General features: G+C 44.9%; 19 protein-coding genes. 5 read left to right on the top strand and 14 right to left on the bottom strand.

What is annotated here, in order from left to right:
* Positions 1 to 280 precede the first annotated feature (280 nt).
* On the top strand, positions 281 to 1,276 hold the full coding sequence (yumC, locus tag AC1RRX_RS02965) for a ferredoxin--NADP reductase 2 (RefSeq protein WP_020956286.1): 996 nt from the start codon (positions 281 to 283) through the stop codon (positions 1,274 to 1,276).
* Positions 1,277 to 1,316: 40 nt separating this feature from the next.
* Here yumC and AC1RRX_RS02960 read toward each other — a convergent pair whose 3' ends face one another.
* Entirely contained in the window at positions 1,317 to 1,460 is a 144-nt protein-coding gene (locus tag AC1RRX_RS02960) for a hypothetical protein (RefSeq protein WP_003151982.1), read from the bottom strand.
* A gap of 216 nt (positions 1,461 to 1,676) precedes the next feature.
* Here AC1RRX_RS02960 and guaC point away from each other — a divergent pair, with 216 nt between their 5' ends.
* Positions 1,677 to 2,657 carry a GMP reductase gene (gene guaC / locus AC1RRX_RS02955; protein WP_033574902.1) on the top strand — a complete coding sequence of 327 codons (981 nt, stop codon included), beginning with the start codon at positions 1,677 to 1,679 and terminating at the stop codon, positions 2,655 to 2,657.
* A gap of 63 nt (positions 2,658 to 2,720) precedes the next feature.
* Here the strand turns inward: guaC and AC1RRX_RS02950 are convergent, their stop codons facing one another.
* The 7 genes from AC1RRX_RS02950 to AC1RRX_RS02920 all read right to left on the bottom strand — a co-directional run bounded on the left by AC1RRX_RS02950 (position 2,721) and on the right by AC1RRX_RS02920 (position 7,691).
* Positions 2,721 to 2,942, bottom strand: coding sequence for a DUF5970 family protein (locus tag AC1RRX_RS02950; RefSeq protein ID WP_003151978.1), 222 nt, complete (start codon positions 2,940 to 2,942; stop codon positions 2,721 to 2,723).
* A gap of 16 nt (positions 2,943 to 2,958) precedes the next feature.
* Positions 2,959 to 3,486 carry a stage II sporulation protein M gene (locus AC1RRX_RS02945; protein ID WP_015418130.1) on the bottom strand — a complete coding sequence of 176 codons (528 nt, stop codon included), beginning with the start codon at positions 3,484 to 3,486 and terminating at the stop codon, positions 2,959 to 2,961.
* The gene (locus AC1RRX_RS02940) at positions 3,483 to 4,187 is read right to left on the bottom strand and encodes an ABC transporter ATP-binding protein (protein ID WP_015418131.1); all 705 of its coding nucleotides are present in this window, start codon (positions 4,185 to 4,187) and stop codon (positions 3,483 to 3,485) included. The genes AC1RRX_RS02945 and AC1RRX_RS02940 overlap by 4 nt, the downstream gene beginning before the upstream one ends.
* Positions 4,180 to 5,835, bottom strand: a complete 1,656-nt coding sequence (locus tag AC1RRX_RS02935; RefSeq protein ID WP_113766686.1) for a hypothetical protein — start codon at positions 5,833 to 5,835, stop codon at positions 4,180 to 4,182. Before AC1RRX_RS02935 ends, AC1RRX_RS02940 begins: the two co-directional genes overlap by 8 nt.
* Before the next feature lie 82 nt (positions 5,836 to 5,917).
* A complete protein-coding gene (locus AC1RRX_RS02930) occupies positions 5,918 to 6,253 on the bottom strand; it encodes an uberolysin/carnocyclin family circular bacteriocin (RefSeq protein WP_003151973.1) in 336 nt (111 codons plus the stop codon).
* 67 nt (positions 6,254 to 6,320) lie between these two features.
* Positions 6,321 to 6,893, bottom strand: a complete 573-nt coding sequence (locus AC1RRX_RS02925; RefSeq protein WP_007408715.1) for a hypothetical protein — start codon at positions 6,891 to 6,893, stop codon at positions 6,321 to 6,323.
* A gap of 258 nt (positions 6,894 to 7,151) precedes the next feature.
* Positions 7,152 to 7,691, bottom strand: a complete 540-nt coding sequence (locus AC1RRX_RS02920) for a GNAT family N-acetyltransferase (RefSeq protein WP_032867147.1) — start codon at positions 7,689 to 7,691, stop codon at positions 7,152 to 7,154.
* 374 nt (positions 7,692 to 8,065) lie between these two features.
* On the opposite strand from AC1RRX_RS02920, the gene AC1RRX_RS02915 reads away from it, so the two are divergent.
* Entirely contained in the window at positions 8,066 to 8,827 is a 762-nt protein-coding gene (locus tag AC1RRX_RS02915) for an SDR family oxidoreductase (RefSeq protein ID WP_007408717.1), read from the top strand.
* 142 nt (positions 8,828 to 8,969) lie between these two features.
* Here AC1RRX_RS02915 and AC1RRX_RS02910 read toward each other — a convergent pair whose 3' ends face one another.
* The 4 genes from AC1RRX_RS02910 to AC1RRX_RS02895 all read right to left on the bottom strand — a co-directional run bounded on the left by AC1RRX_RS02910 (position 8,970) and on the right by AC1RRX_RS02895 (position 11,977).
* Positions 8,970 to 9,332 carry a HesB/IscA family protein gene (locus AC1RRX_RS02910; protein WP_003151967.1) on the bottom strand — a complete coding sequence of 121 codons (363 nt, stop codon included), beginning with the start codon at positions 9,330 to 9,332 and terminating at the stop codon, positions 8,970 to 8,972.
* Between the two features lie 78 nt (positions 9,333 to 9,410).
* The gene (gene dapF, locus AC1RRX_RS02905; RefSeq protein WP_053104628.1) at positions 9,411 to 10,265 is read right to left on the bottom strand and encodes a diaminopimelate epimerase; all 855 of its coding nucleotides are present in this window, start codon (positions 10,263 to 10,265) and stop codon (positions 9,411 to 9,413) included.
* A 123-nt stretch (positions 10,266 to 10,388) separates the two neighbouring features.
* A complete protein-coding gene (locus AC1RRX_RS02900; RefSeq protein WP_012118346.1) occupies positions 10,389 to 11,606 on the bottom strand; it encodes a NupC/NupG family nucleoside CNT transporter in 1,218 nt (405 codons plus the stop codon).
* A gap of 134 nt (positions 11,607 to 11,740) precedes the next feature.
* Positions 11,741 to 11,977 carry a YuzB family protein gene (locus AC1RRX_RS02895; RefSeq protein WP_007408721.1) on the bottom strand — a complete coding sequence of 79 codons (237 nt, stop codon included), beginning with the start codon at positions 11,975 to 11,977 and terminating at the stop codon, positions 11,741 to 11,743.
* Between the two features lie 266 nt (positions 11,978 to 12,243).
* Between AC1RRX_RS02895 and AC1RRX_RS02890 the strand changes: the two genes are divergently transcribed.
* Complete coding sequence (locus AC1RRX_RS02890; RefSeq protein WP_109567173.1) at positions 12,244 to 13,311, top strand: NAD(P)/FAD-dependent oxidoreductase; 1,068 nt, start codon at positions 12,244 to 12,246, stop codon at positions 13,309 to 13,311.
* A gap of 37 nt (positions 13,312 to 13,348) precedes the next feature.
* Here the strand turns inward: AC1RRX_RS02890 and AC1RRX_RS02885 are convergent, their stop codons facing one another.
* The gene (locus tag AC1RRX_RS02885) at positions 13,349 to 13,675 is read right to left on the bottom strand and encodes a YuzD family protein (protein WP_144463928.1); all 327 of its coding nucleotides are present in this window, start codon (positions 13,673 to 13,675) and stop codon (positions 13,349 to 13,351) included.
* Between the two features lie 79 nt (positions 13,676 to 13,754).
* Between AC1RRX_RS02885 and AC1RRX_RS02880 the strand changes: the two genes are divergently transcribed.
* Positions 13,755 to 14,090, top strand: a complete 336-nt coding sequence (locus AC1RRX_RS02880; protein ID WP_181461952.1) for a NifU family protein — start codon at positions 13,755 to 13,757, stop codon at positions 14,088 to 14,090.
* Positions 14,091 to 14,130: 40 nt separating this feature from the next.
* On the opposite strand, the gene AC1RRX_RS02875 is transcribed toward AC1RRX_RS02880, so the two are convergent.
* Positions 14,131 to 16,107 (bottom strand): S9 family peptidase, encoded by a 1,977-nt coding sequence (locus tag AC1RRX_RS02875; protein ID WP_144463927.1) that lies wholly within the window; start codon positions 16,105 to 16,107, stop codon positions 14,131 to 14,133.
* Positions 16,108 to 16,170: the final 63 nt, after the last annotated feature.

Raw genomic sequence — 16,170 nt, 5'->3', positions numbered from 1 at the left:
GCATAATCAAATCAACATTTGTATTAGCTTCAGCTTATTGGCGGGATTTTATGAAATGAAATATAAAATTTTTTAGAAAACCGCACATGTCTGCATATCACCATACTATCCGGAAGAATCAGAAAACATTCAGGAAAAAACAGATTGGAATTTGTCCCCATATTAGCGGCGGCCGCAATTTTTTTCAAGAATGAAGCGGCCGGGCGGTTTTCGGCACTCGTCATCCTTTTAAATTGTATGTTATAATTAATAACAATTTTCAATTAGGAGGCAATTTGGTATGCAAGAGGATTCAAAGGTTTATGATATTACGGTCATCGGCGGCGGCCCGGTCGGCCTGTTTACCGCTTTTTACGGGGGAATGAGACAGGCGAGCGTCAAAATCATCGAGAGCCTGCCTCAGCTTGGCGGCCAGCTCAGCGCGCTGTACCCTGAAAAATATATTTATGATGTAGCCGGATTCCCGAAAATCCGCGCCCAAGAACTTGTGAACAATTTAAAAGAGCAAATGGCAAAGTTCGATCAGACCATCTGCTTAGAGCAGGCCGTTGAATCTGTTGAAAAACAGGCGGACGGTGTGTTTAAGCTTGTCACGAATTCAGAAACGCATTATTCAAAAACGGTTATTATCACCGCGGGAAACGGCGCATTTAAGCCGAGAAAGCTTGAGCTGGAATCAGCGGAACAATATGAGGGCAAAAACCTGCATTACTTCATTGACGACCTCAATCAATTCGCAGGCAGACGCGTTGCCGTTCTGGGCGGCGGCGATTCCGCGGTTGACTGGGCGCTCATGCTTGAGCCGATCGCGAAAGAAGTCAGCATCATCCACCGCCGTGATAAATTCCGCGCGCATGAGCACAGTGTCGAAAACCTGCATAATTCTAAAGTCAACGTGCTGACACCGTTTGTTCCCGCTGAACTTGTCGGTGAAGACCGGATCGAACAGCTCGTTCTCGAAGAAGTGAAAGGCGACCGTAAAGAAATCATTGAAATTGATGACCTGATCGTAAACTACGGCTTTGTTTCTTCTCTCGGCCCGATTAAAAACTGGGGCCTTGACATCGAGAAAAATTCCATCGTCGTCAAAAGCACGATGGAAACGAATATTGAAGGCTTCTTTGCCGCCGGAGATATCTGCACATATGAAGGCAAAGTCAAGCTGATCGCCAGCGGTTTCGGCGAAGCTCCGACAGCCGTGAACAACGCGAAGGCCTACATGGACCCGAAAGCGCGTGTCCAGCCAATGCATTCTACAAGCATGTTTGAAAAATAATATAAAAAAGAGTCTGTGTCATACCGGCACAGACTCTTTTTTATTTAAACATCCAAATATAATTCATGACGGTTCCGACAACGAGCGCAATGACAAGCGCCGACACGACCCAAATCGTGCCTAAAATAATCCGGTCCTGAATTTTCTGGGCTTTCGGGCTGTGCCCGGGCTGTTTTTGTTCCACACCGGCCCCTCCCTTCTTTGCAAATCTATCTATCGTAACAAATGTCTTACAACACCCAATACTACTATGATAACCAAACTGCAAATGGATGACAAGCTGACCGCATATGAGGCAGCATGAAATCATTTGACATTCCTGACAAAACAAAGTACATTATAAAAAGACGAACATTTTAATTTTATTTAATTCTATTATTCGCTTTTAGGGGTGTTATATATGGAAAATGTATTTGATTACGAAGATATTCAGCTGATTCCTGCAAAATGCATTGTGGACAGCCGATCTGAATGTGATACATCAGTTACATTGGGCGGACACACGTTTAAACTTCCGGTCGTGCCGGCCAACATGCAGACGATAATAGATGAAAACATCGCGGCCTGGCTCGCGGAAAACGGGTATTTTTATATCATGCACCGCTTCGAGCCGGAAAAACGCCTGGCTTTTGTCCGGGATATGAAAGCGCGCGGACTGATTTCTTCCATCAGTGTCGGCGTGAAGGAAAATGATTATGAATTCATCCGGGAGCTGAAAGCACAGGAGCTTGTGCCGGATTATATTACCATTGATATCGCGCACGGCCATTCCAATGCCGTGATCAGCATGATTCAATTTATTAAAGAACATGTCCCGGAAAGCTTTGTCATCGCAGGGAATGTCGGGACGCCTGAAGCCGTAAGGGAGCTGGAACGCGCGGGCGCCGACGCGACAAAAGTGGGAATCGGCCCCGGGAAAGTCTGCATCACCAAAATTAAAACCGGCTTCGGAACCGGCGGGTGGCAATTAGCCGCGCTTCGCTGGTGCGCAAAAGCGGCGAGCAAACCGATCATTGCTGACGGCGGCATCCGCACGCACGGCGATATTGCGAAATCCATCCGATTCGGCGCATCCATGGTCATGATCGGATCATTATTCGCCGGCCACGAAGAATCACCGGGACAAACGATCGAAATCGACGGCAAGCTGTACAAAGAATATTTCGGCTCCGCTTCTGAATTTCAAAAAGGCGAAAAGAAAAACGTCGAAGGCAAAAAAATGCATGTCGAACATAAAGGGTCTTTACAGGACACGCTGGTTGAAATGGAGCAGGATCTGCAATCTTCCATCTCTTACGCCGGCGGCAATACACTCGAAGCCATCCGCAATGTCGACTACGTGATCGTAAAAAACTCTATTTTCAACGGCGACAGATTTTAACACGCAGCAGAGCCGCAAAAAAAAAATAAAAAAATGACATTCAATATGAATGTCATTTTTTTATTAAATACCGAAATAAAGAGCCGCACTGGCCAACAGATTAATCACAAAAATAAACAAAAAGATGTAACGAATGAATTTATTTTGCACCGGTGCAAATATAAAGAGATATAGTCCTGCCACCCCAAAAGTAAGAACAGGAAACAGCCACTCAAAGGATAAAGAAATGATATAACCGATGATCATAACAATCGGCACACCGATTAATGATAATTTACTTCTCATATGATTTCTGCCCCTTTTACTTAAAAATTGGTGTGATGTAAGCTTCAATAATGGCAGCGGCGATCAGCAGACAAATAATTATGAGCACCAATATTCCAATATGCCTGAACATTGAAGCCATTATCTTTTTTTCCTTAGAAAAACACAGCCTGATGACCAATTCAACGCCCTTAAAACCAATGGCGCCACTTAATAATAACGCGGGAACTTCAAATATACCATGAGGAATTAGCAGTAAAAAAATCTGATAAAAAGGAACTCCGCTATGCAGATTTTCTATAATAGAGCCGCTTAAAATAAACCCGTTGGTGAATAAATAAAAGATCGAGGTCAACCCAAAGGTAAAAAAACCCGCGGCTAAAAACAGACAAGCGATTGCATTGTTTTTCAGCAGTTCAACCGCGCCTGACGAGCCGTTGTAAGACGCGGTTGAAACAAAGTGATCGGAAAAAAACGCAGCGATCACACCGCCTGAAAAAAACAGCAATGATGCGGTTAACGGAATGGCGGACGTCCTGATTGCCGGCAACATGCGGTTCATCATGTATAGATACTCTCAGCCAATTTTTCAATCTCTTCTAATGAATGCTCGGATGACTGATACTCCGCCGCAAAAACGCCTTCATGTATAATACCGATCGTATCGCACAGCGAATGCGCCAGCTCCAGCAAGTGAGTCGATAACAGGACCGTATGTCCCTGTTTGACGTATTCCTTTAATAACGTCCGTATCGTTTTACCGCTGATTAAATCAATGCCCGTCAGCGGTTCGTCAAGAATTAATATCTTTGGCTGATGAATGAGCGCGGCCGCAATTGATAATTTTTGTTTCATTCCATGTGAATATGTTTTAATCAGCTGATTTCCGTCTTGAGCAAGCTTCAGCGTCTCTAACATATTCTTTATATACTCATTTGTCCGCTGAGACGGCACTTCAAACATCTCCGCTGTAAAACGCAAGTATTCGACTCCCGTTAAGTAATCATATAAAAAGGCATGGTCGGGCACAAAACCGATATCAGCCGATATTTGCCCCCCCTCTTCTGAATCCAGTTCCTTACCGTCAATCATGACGCTGCCTGAAGTCGGTTTAAGCAGGCCCGAAATGATTTTCAAAGTCGTTGTTTTCCCGACTCCATTAGTCCCCAGCAAAGCATAGATTGAGCCTTTTTTCACCTCAAACGAAATATCTTTCAACACCTGTTTTTCACTATAGTTTTTTTGTATATTCACTAATTTAATCATTGTTCGCAAACCTTTCCGCCATATTGATTCTGCGAAGAAACAGAAACATGACTCCATAGTTTAATAGTGTGAACAGGACAAAAATACCTGATGCAGAATGAATAAGCATCATTTCAAGTTCCGGCTTTTTATAGATAAAATACGACGTGATCGCAGCGATTTGAAGCGACACAATGAAAATGAAAGATCCGTATAAGTTGTTATACGTCTTTGCTTTCCCCGCTTCTCCAATTTCGTACATATGCTCCCAGTTTTTCTTAGGATACAGGGCGGTGCTTGAAATCTGGACAAGACTGTATAAAAAACCCGAACATAAAAACACAATAAACAAGTAAATCGTCAGCGCAGCGGAAGACGGAAAAAACACCGTAATCAAAATGGTGATGATGAACGAATAGATAAGAGCGGCGAGATTATAAATACATACTTTCGGAAACACCAGCTGCCACGCATGTTTGATATTCCGGTGAAACAGATGCTGATTTTTTATTTCCCCGTCAACTGACAACACTGTTTTGAGCGCATCTCCGACGAGCTGATACGAAAAGTTCGCAATGATAACCGCCGCAGACACGATGGCGGCTGCCGAATACCCGATAAAATGATGCGACAGAAGCGGAATACAAAAACCTAAAAACAGCATGAACAAATACAGCATACTGCCGAAGTTCCTGATAAAAAACCCGTCAATTCTCGATAAAAACAGCAGATCCTTTTGAAAAACGGCATGAAATATTTTGTTATTTCTATATAATTTCAGCTTTGGCGCAAAATCTGCATTTGTCAAAAACATATAAGGAATAAGGTCCATTTTCTTCAGCGTGGCCGACCATAGTTTAAACATCCCCGCCGTTAAAAGGACGGCGGCCGCAAACACCGCAGCGAAAACGAGCACGGAATGTGAGCGGAATGCTAACCATACATACGGCGTATTCATGAGGATGTTCCGGAAAGCCGGTGACTCCGTAAAGCTTGAAATATCCTTTGCGGTATACTCCCCAAACACGAGAAGATAAACGGCATACCCGACTGCAAGCGGAACCAGCAGGCTGACGCTGAATAAAATGCCTTTCATGATTTTCAAGTAAAACAATTTGCTCCACATATTTGTAAGAAGATAAACAACATAAGAAAACAGCATAGATAAAAATAAATTGAGAAGAAAATAAACGAAGCCCAAGAAAAATACGATGACCGCCGCAGACCCGGTCATGCCTGCGCTTGATAAAAACAAAAAGACCGGAAAAACAAAAAGATACCATACGAAAATGGTTTTTTTGATCGCCTGGCCGGCAAAAACAGAAAACAGCTGTAAAAAACGAACCTTTTTTAATTGATGAATGACCTTGCGCGTATCCAGCAGAAAGGCATTGTGATGTTCTTTAAAGAAGCCGGCAGCCCAAAAAAGCTGCTCAAGTGAAACGGCGATTAAAACAAATTGCCCCCATGCGCTGAGGGGCAGCTGAATCAGTTTTGTCCCGAATACAACACCGCATCCCAGGAAAACGAGATATAAACATAACAGAGAAATAATAATGGCAGACAGCAGTTTGCTGTTGAGTTGAGGAATGCCCCAATCTTCCTTTCTTTTTCGAAACGATGACAGGGTATTATATTTGATAAGAGCCGCAATTTGTTTGACTATCATACTTTCAATCCTTACATATGTATTTGGGAGAGAGGCTCTTTTTGCAGCTTGTACAAAAAGAGCAATTATTTATTGATCGATTTTACCAAGCAGCTGCGTATTTTTTGCCGTATTTCTTAATCATTGTTTTTGCTGTTGCAACGATTGCATAAGAAATCGCGCCTGCGCCTGTAACGATACCGATAAGAGAAATGATAGAAGCAATTGTTGATGCCGCATCAATAATATCAATTGCTTTTTTAGCTGCTGCTGTAGAGATGCCGAGAGTAGAAGCTAATTCAGCATTGGCTGAGAATGCATGAGCCGCCGCCACGTTTAATTCAGTTCCCGTTAATAATAGTGCATAAACCAATGTTGCTGCAGCAAGAGCCGCGCCAAACAAAATGAAAGACTTTTTATTAGATTTTACTAAGTTCATCATAACATCTCCCTACTCTGTTTTTTTAATTTATAATAAAATTCAGCTTAATTGACTCTCTCCCGAGCTAAATTTTATCCGCCATAAAATAGTTTAAGAAAATAGTAAAGAGTTTTAGTAAAACAAAACATCCAGTCAAAATGATTCTCTTGCCTTTACTGAGATCGGTCAGTTTTCCCGCAGCAGCATAAAGAGCCGCGATTGATATGAGCAGAAATGGATCCAGCAGCTGCAGACTCAAGCTGGTGCCGCCGGCAGAATATATAAGCGAGGAATCAGCCGTTAAGTAGTTAACAACTGAAAGAATCAACATTTTAAATGCCGAGATTAAAGAAGTCAGCGTATATAGAAGCAAATATATTTTTTTCGGTTTTTTTGTACCGAGAATAAAAGCGGCAACGAATAACAGAAATCCGCCTATCAGAATTTCCACAAAAGTTGTGAAGATCATAAACCCTTGCAGAAACATGACAATCGTACGAACACTTTTCTCCCCGATATCGTAGGTATTTTCTCCGACGGAAGAATAATACGACTGCAGAACTTTATCTGAAATACTGAATTGGAAGAGTAATGAACAGATCAAAATGATGAAAAAAGAACTTAAAAATATTTTTTTATTGCTCAATTGACCTATCATATTATCATCCTTTTCTTACAAAATAAATTAACTATTCTATACTTTTACAATTTAGTTTAATCCTATCAAAAAATCAATATCCTTTCGAAAAATATGACTTTAGAACGCGTTGACAAAGAGCACAACTTTCAGAGTTTTTGGTGCTATGTACCCTTTATTTTTTTTCGAATTTGCAAATAGTATGATTTAGACAATTGATTTGAAGTTTTAGGAAGAATCTGTCGAAAGAGACGCAGGATATAAAAAAGGAGGATATCGTCATGTATCCTCCGGATGTATGATCGCCAGCACCTGATGATCTTCCCATTTTCCATTTATTTTTACATTTTTTCTCGCAATGCCTTCTTTATGAAAGCCAGCTTTTTCGAGCACCCGGATTGACGCCTTATTGTTCGGCATAACTCCGGCTTCTATCCGATGCAGTTCCAGCTCATTGAATGCATATTCGACTGCCAGCTTAACAGCCTTCGTCGCATAGCCTTTTCCGTTATATTTGCCATCTAAAAAATAACCGATAAAAGCGCTTTGGAGGGAACCCCGAACCACCTGAAAAAGGCTGATCGTGCCAATCAGGGTCTGATCCTGAAGAAAAATGCCGAAGCTGTATTCAGTATCATTTTCTGCATTCTTCAGTGATTGTTCAATTCGTTTTTTCCGGCCTTCCAGCGTATAAAAATCCTCTTGTCTCGTCATGGCAAACCGTTCAAAAAACATGCGGTTTTCCGTCTGCAAAACCAGTTCCTGCTCTGCATCATTCAAGCTGAGCGGCCTGATATCAACGCTGTTTCCTTCCTGCATATGCATCGCCGTCCTTTTGTTTTGATCAGAAACGTTTTTTTAATTGCCTCTCACCCATGTGATACGGTACGCTTTATCGCATTAAGAAAATTCCAAGACTTTACGTTCACCTTTCCTTTCGTGACCTATGTCTGATGTGAGTAACCGAAACGGAAGCACAAGGTTCTTTTGTTGACTTAAACCGTGCTTTAAGCCGTATCATCATATTGTGACAAGGAAAGAATAGTTTTGGCGGGTTTCCCGATGATCTAAAATCAATTTTACAGAATCACTGCTGTCTTATTTCATGCCTATTTGCGGGATGAATATATTGATTGGATCAAAGCTGAAATGTGACAAAGAAATGTAAAAACAATCGGAAAAGAGGAGTTAATATGAAACTGACGGGAAATACAATACTGATTACAGGCGGAAATGCCGGAATAGGATTGGCTTTCGCAGAACGGTTTTTAAAAGCGGGAAATAAAGTCATCGTGACCGGACGGCGTGAGCACGCTCTTCAAAAAGCAAAGGAAACATTCCCGGATCTTATTACATATGTCAGTGATTTGAGCATTCCATCTGAACGTATATCACTGTTTGATTGGGTGAAAGAAAATTATCCGGAAGTGAATGTGTTAGTAAACAACGCGGGGATTCAACAACGTTTTCATGTGCTGAAAGCGGATGCGAAGGACAATTGGGACTATTTCAATAAAGAAATCACAACGAACATTGAAGCTCCCTTCCACCTGTCTATGCTGTTCGCTCCGTTTTTTGCCGGAAAAGAAGATGCGGCTTTCATTAACGTCTCTTCGGGATTGGCTTTTACACCGCTTGCCATTGCACCGATCTATTCAGCAACGAAAGCGGCGCTTCATTCATTTACAATGAGTCTGAGACATCAGCTTTCTGATTCATCTGTAGAAGTGATTGAAGTTGCGCCTCCGGCGGTGAATACAGATTTAGGCGGAGCAGGGCTGCATACTCAAGGAGAACCGCTGGATGAATTCGCTGATGGGATTTTTAAAGGACTGAAAGAGGGCAAACAAGAAATCGGATATGGTTCTTCAGAAGAACGGCTGCGCATGTCACGGGATAAAGCCGATGAACATACGGCAAATATGTACCATGCTATGAAACATACAATCGAATAACCTCTTTGAAAAAGGAAAACCCGCTTCTGTTGAGCGGGTTTTCCTTTTATTAAACAGATAAACGCCTTTTTTAACAATGGTGCAAGCGCCACCGGAAAGAAAGACGTCATATTTTTTCATCCTAAGAATGGCGGGTTGACCCTTAACACTCTTCCGGCGTACCGGCGTTTTTGGCCGTGCGGAAAGATGAACCGCAGCCGCAGGAAGCGATGGCATTCGGGTTGTCAATGGTGAAACCGCCGCCCATCATGGACTGTTTGAAGTCAATGATCGTGCCGGTCATAATATCAAGGCTTTCGCTGTCGACCAAAACGGTGATTCCGTGCTGTTCAAACATGCTGTCTTTTTCGCCTTTTTCGTGCTCAAATCCCATTCCGTAAGACAGGCCGCTGCAGCCGCCGCCTTTTACGCCCACACGGAGAAACGCGTTTTCTTCTTCATGCTCTTTCATCATATCTTTTATATGCAAAGCCGCTGCTTCAGTGATGGTTACTGGAACACTCATAGGTAGACCTCCTTTTTTAAAAAACGGATGCTGATATCTATTATAAACCTTGAGGAGAGTATTTCTCAAACGAGCTGTTTACAAATAATAGACGCCGCTGCATACGGTTTCGGCGGGTCCCGTCATCAGCACGTGCCCGTTGTCCTGCCAATTAATCACAAGGTCGCCTCCCGCTAAATGAACGGTGATATCCCGGTTTCGTTCGGAAACACCGTTCAATACGGATGCGACAGCCGCCGCACAGGCGCCTGTTCCGCAAGCCTGTGTAATGCCGGAGCCGCGTTCCCATACGCGGAAATGAAGTTCATCGGCGCTGACGGATTCCACAAATTCGACATTGACGCCTTCCGGAAATCTCGGGTCTTTTTCAATGACGGGACCGAGCGTTGTAAGAGGCGCTTGATTGATATCCGCAACCGGAAAAACAATATGGGGGTTTCCCATTGATACGGCTGTTCCGGAAAGCTCCGTTTCTCCAAAAACAAAGGTTTCATCGATCGTCCGTTCATCTTCATTGCCGAGCATCGGCAGCTCTTTTTTGGTGAGGCGCGGTTCGCCCATATCAACGGCGACTTCACGCACAATCCCGTTGTCCTCTGTAATGTCTGCTTTCACTAGACCTGAAAGCGTCTCAATGAAAAAGGACGTTTCTTCTGTCAGCTTATGTTCGTATGCGTACTTTGCCACACAGCGAAGGCCGTTGCCGCAATTTTTCCCTTCTGAGCCGTCATTATTAAAAATCCGCATTTTGACGGGCGCTTTTTCTGACGGACAGATGAGGATCATTCCGTCAGAGCCGATGCCCGTGTGAATGCTGGACACTTTAACGGCAATCTCAGCCAGCCGTTCTTCCGGCAGCTGTTCTTCAAATTGATTTACATATATATAACTGTTTCCAAGACCGTGCATCTTGGTAAAACGGAATGAATTCATATCGGCCTCCAACTTTTTTTCTTTTACTTAGTATAAAAGCTCTTCTGCTCGGACACAATACAAATATCCCCCGTTTTTCATACATAAAAGCTCCCTGCATATGCAGGGAGCTTTTATCGTTTACTAAATAAACATGCCGGCAATCGCCGCGCTGAGAAGGTTTGCGAGTGTTCCCGCAATAACCGCTCTTAATCCGAGGCGCGCAATGTCCGAACGGCGGCTTGGGGCCAAACCGCCCAGTGTGCCGAGCATAATCGCAATCGAAGAGAAGTTGGCAAATCCGCACAGCGCAAAGCTGATAATCGTAGACGTTTTTTTAGAAAAGTCCGCAATATGCGGACCGAAGTTTGAATAAGCGACAAACTCATTCAGCACAAGTTTCTGTCCGATATAGCTTCCCGCTCCGAGTGCTTCATGCCAAGGAACGCCGATTACAAATGCGATCGGTGAAAACACGTAACCGAGAATGGATTCTAATGTAATATGTTTGAAACCGAACCAGCCGCCGATTCCGCCGAGAATTCCGTTCACTACGGCGATGAGCGCGACAAACGCAAGCAGCATGGCGCCGACATTTAGAGCAATCTGAAGGCCCGTGGACGCGCCTTTTGCCGCTGCATCAATCACATTAGCGGCGCCTTCGCCTTCTTCGTCCATATTAAAATCGCCTTTTATCGTCTGCGTTTTTTCCGTTTCAGGTATTAAAATTTTTCCGAACACGAGACCGGCCGGAGCCGCCATAAAGCTGGCCGCCAGCAAGTATTCGATCGGAATGCCTAACAGGGCGTAACCGAAAAGCGTCGAACCCGCTACAGCCGAAAGGCCGCTCGTCATAATCGTAAACAGCTCGGAACGGGTCAATCCCGCAATCAGCGGTTTAATGGCAAGCGGTGATTCAGACTGTCCGACAAAAATATTCGCAGCCGCCGCAAGCGATTCCGTTCTGCTTGTCCCAAGAAGTTTTGACAGTCCGCCTCCGATGACGCGAAAGATGAGCTGCATGATTTTCAAGTGATACAAAACGGCAATCAGCGCTGAGAAAAAGATAATGACCGGCAGAACGCTCAGCGCAAAAGCCGGGCTGCTGCCCACTTTTAACAGCGGGCCAAAAATAAAGCTGATGCCTTCGTTCGCATAATCAATGAGAAGCTGCACACGGCTTGAGAACCATAAAAATACGGCCCGTCCGGCGTCCCACTTTAATACGATGAATCCGAAGGCCATTTGTAAACATAAACCGACAATGACGGTTCGCAGGTTAATTTTGCTTTTCTTCTCTGATAACAAAAAAGCAATGGCTAATATAGCAACTGCCCCGAGCAGCCCCCAAACGATATTCAATGAATCCACCTCTAAAATTTTATTTAAAAAAAGTCTTTATTAAGATAACAATATTTATTTTTGCTGTCTACAAATTTTTTATTTTGCCAAAACCCGGGGCGCAATAAAAAAGAGACCCCGTTCGGAGCCTCTGATTAAAACATCGGATTTTCTTCTATGAATGTATATATGTTGTCAACCAATTCAGCAGGCGTGCCCCCCGTGACCACTTCGCCGTTGACCAGGGCGAACAGGGACTCCATGCATTTCCCGCAATAGCTTAAACAGCCGTATTCAAGCACGTCCAAGTTCGGATCCTTCTCTAAGATCTCAAGTGCTTCCTGGGAACCGCGCGCTAAATTGCTGACACAGAATTCAATCATCGGATTCATGCGGTTTCACCTCACATATGTACCTTATCCTAACGGAATTTCCTCTATTCGTCAAAGATCCGGTTTCACGCTCAATGTTATCGTAACATATTAATTCAGGTTAAAGGTTTTACTATTACGCGTTTTCTGGTCAATTTGTAGGTTATTTTAAAACTATTATTGTGGTTTTAGATCAAATTCGATATAATTCTAGATGTTATTTTACATAGTTCGTTATTTTGTAACAACATTGACTACCATATTTTTCGGGCAAAAGGGGAATCATTATGAAAAAATTGGTCTTGATCGGCGGGGGTTACGGAAACATGCGGGTGCTGCACCGCTTACTGCCGAACCAGCTTCCGTCAGATATATCCATCACGCTGATTGACAGAAACCCGTATCACTGCTTAAAAACAGAATATTATGCGCTCGCCGCCGGCACGATTTCTGATCATCATATCAGGGTGTCTTTTCCTGAGCATCCGAATCTGGATGTTCAATACGGTGAGGTGGCTTCCGTCGACACGAAAAACAAACAGGTTCTGTTTCATGACCGCGAACCGATTTCTTACGATGACGCGGTGATCGGACTGGGCTGCGAGGATAAGTATCATAACGTGCCCGGCGCGCCGGAACATACTTACAGCATTCAGACCATTGATCAGTCACGCGAGGCCTATCAAAAGCTGAACAACCTCGGCGCCAATGCATCTGTCGCTATCGTCGGAGCGGGATTAAGCGGCGTGGAGCTTGCCAGTGAATTAAGAGAGAGCCGTGACGATCTGAAGATTATGTTATTTGACCGGGGCGACCTGATTTTATCAAGCTTTCCGAAAAGACTCAGCAAGTATGTACAGAAATGGTTTGAAGAACACGGCGTCACCATTATCAATAATGCGAATATTACAAAAGTGGAAGACGGCATCGTTTATAATCATGATGAAGGAATATCGGCCGATGCCATCGTGTGGACGGCGGGAATTCAGCCGAATAAAGCCGTCAGAGAACTGGACGCTGAAAAAGATCCGCAGGGCCGCATCGTTTTAACACCGCACCACAATCTTCCGGGCGATGAGCATGTTTACGTCGTCGGTGATTGCGCGAGCCTGCCGCATGCGCCGAGCGCCCAGCTGGCTGAAGCACAAGCGGAACAAATTGTGCAGATCCTCCTGAAACGCTGGAACAATGAAGAGCTGCCGGAAACAATGCCGCAATTTAAGCTGAAAGGCGTTCTCGGTTCACTCGGAAAAAAAGCGGGCTTCGGTCTTGTCAACGACCGTCCGCTCATCGGGCGTGTGCCCCGTTTATTAAAATCAGGCCTTTTATGGATGTACAAGCATCATAACGGCTGATAAGAAAAAAGCCGCTGATTGCGATCAGCGGCCATTTTTAAGAGCCCGCAACATAGCCGCGCTTTTCCATTTCTTCATATATATCTTTTAAATGCGGATTCCCTTCCCCCACAATGACATCCTCCACCAGCACGAGCGGATAGAAAAATTCATCGTTTCTGATGCGCTCCGCAAGCTCTTCTGTCTCCTTTTGCTGAGGCGGTGCGTCAATATCAATATACCGCATGTTAAAAGGCTGCTCCGGATATTTCCGTTTCAGCGCCGCCTCCAGCCATTCAAACGTATCTTTGGCGCTCGGCATATTCACGCAGCTTGCGCAAAGCGTTTCAGCGCCGTAAACACTGAGCGTAACCGGCTTAATCATGTACATCATCCCCTTTACACCAGTATACAAAGGACGGGGCAGCTTTTGTATAAAAAACGGTTTTTATGTTCAAGTTTAAATATGCTATAATGAGGAAAGCAGCTTTGCAAACCAAACATTAGATTTTTACCGTTACTGTGAATATAATGGTTTTATGTATATGAAAGGAGCGAATCTCATGACTGAGGTTGAAATGAAAGAGCAAGTACAGGAAGTATTGGATAAATTACGTCCGTTTCTGCTTCGTGACGGCGGTGACTGTGAGCTTGTTGATGTAGACGAAGGCATTGTAAAGCTTCGCCTCCTTGGCGCATGCGGCAGCTGCCCAAGTTCAACGATTACGCTGAAAGCCGGAATCGAACGCGCCCTTCTTGAAGAAGTACCGGGTGTCGTTGAAGTAGAACAAGTATTTTAATCATAAAACCAGGCTGCATGACAGCCTGGTTTTTTATTTTTCACAAATAGTCATCAAACCATGAACAAATATAACGGATGCGTTTCATCCGCTGTTCCGGATGGCCGCTTCTCGACAGCTCATGCGTGGCTTTCGGAAATCGGATGAACGACGTCGTTTTGTTCAGTTTCTTCAACGCGGTAAAGAGCTGCTCGGCCTGCTCTATCGGACAGCGGTCATCTCGCTCACCGTGCAGAATCAAAAGCGGCGTCGAAACGCGGGACGCATATTTTACAGGAGAACGATCCCAAAGCTTATCCGCTTCCTCAAACAAATCATGCCCGAGCTGCCAGTCGGTAAAAAAGAAACCGATATCGCTGACACCGTGGAAGCTGAACCAATTTGAAATGGAGCGCTGCGTGACGGCTGCTTTAAAACGGTCTGTCTGTCCGACAATCCAATTCGTCATAAACCCTCCGTAGCTTCCGCCCGTCACACCGAGACGGCCGCTGTCAATAAACGGATACGCCTGAACGGCTTCATCCACCGCCTGCATGACATCACGGTAATCTCCGCCTCCGTAATCACCCCTGACACGATTGACAAAATCCTGCCCGTAGCCATGGCTTCCTCTTGGGTTGACATACACGACAGCATATCCTTGTGCGGCCAGCACTTGGAATTCGTGAAAATACGTATGGCCGTACATCATGTGAGGCCCGCCGTGTATGTATAGAATGAGGGGATAAGTTTGATCTTCTTCAAAAACGGCGGGCTTTAAAAACCAGCCGTTTACCGTCAGCCCGTCCTTTGTTTCATACTGCAGCTTTTCCGGCACGGATATGATGCGCTCCTCAATAAACCGATCATTGTCAAATGTCAATTGCTTCTCTTCCCCATCTTCAAGTGAAATGCTGTAAAGCTCGGAAGGCTGTGCGGGTTTGGCAATGACAGCGATACAGCTTTTCTGATCAGGATGAAAAGCAAAGCCGTTCACATACTCTTCTTCTAATCGGATCGGATATACGAGGCCGTCAATCGAGATATAATAAATACCGGTGCTTCCCTGCTCGCTCCCGAGAACGTAAAAACCCTGCCCGTCGTTTGTCCATACCGGCCGGGGCGTCACTCCTCCTATGATTGAATCCGCAATCAGCGCATCGCTCAAATGAACATCCAGCATGTCTGTCAGGCAGGACAGCCGCTCAGTTTTCACCTCGTACAGCCACGCTTTTTCTAAAGTCGCATTGCGAAATTCATTTTCATGGCCCAGCATCCCGATATAAGAACCGTCCGGTGAAAACACGCAGGAACCGAAAGAACCGCGGTGCGGCGTAATCTGCTTCAGGCTTCCGTCCGCCAGATTCATCAGATAGACATCGCTCGGCTTTCCGGCGTCACCCGGCTCGCATAAATTGGCGGTAAACGCAAGCTGCCTGCCATCCGGTGAAAAGGCCGCGTCATAATGATCCGCTTCATGATCCGTCAGCTGCTGAACCTCCCCCGTTTCAAGATGAATCAGCACAAGCTGGGCCCAGCTTCCGTTCAGCAGGCCTTTCCCGTCACGTTTATATGTTAATGACTGAATGTCAACCGGCTCATACTCGTCATGCTTCTTTTTTTCTTTCTCATCGGCGCGCTCCGCTGATGTCAGACTGACGGACACAAGCACGGATCTGCCGTCGGGCGCCCATATCGGATCTGATACACCCCAAGGAATATCGGCCGCCTGCTCCGCCTCTCCGCCGGCAGCGTCGATGATGTACAGCTGAGGGATGCCGTTCTCCCTGTCAGAAACAAAGGCGAGTCGCCGTCCGTCAGGCGACCACCGCGGACTTGTATTTCTGTTGTCCCCGAAAGTCCACGGGTTTGAGATGCCGGATTCTGTGTCATATACCATAATGGCTGAGGAATAGGCATCACGCTTATGATTGACTGTTGTCCGGACGTAAGCGGCTCTTCTGCCGTCAGGGGCATATTGCGGGTCTGTCACGGATACGAGAGTCGCAATGTCCTCCTCGGTTATGAGTTTTTTCAAATCGTTTCTCCTCCTTTTCTTTTTTATTTCGCTTCCCTAAATAAAAATCCTTCTCCAGAAAAA

The sequence above is a fragment of the Bacillus sp. GW821-FHT11D08 genome (assembly GCF_058808515.1).
Note: the sequence above shows the minus strand (reverse complement) of the source record. Positions and strands in the feature narration are given on the sequence as shown.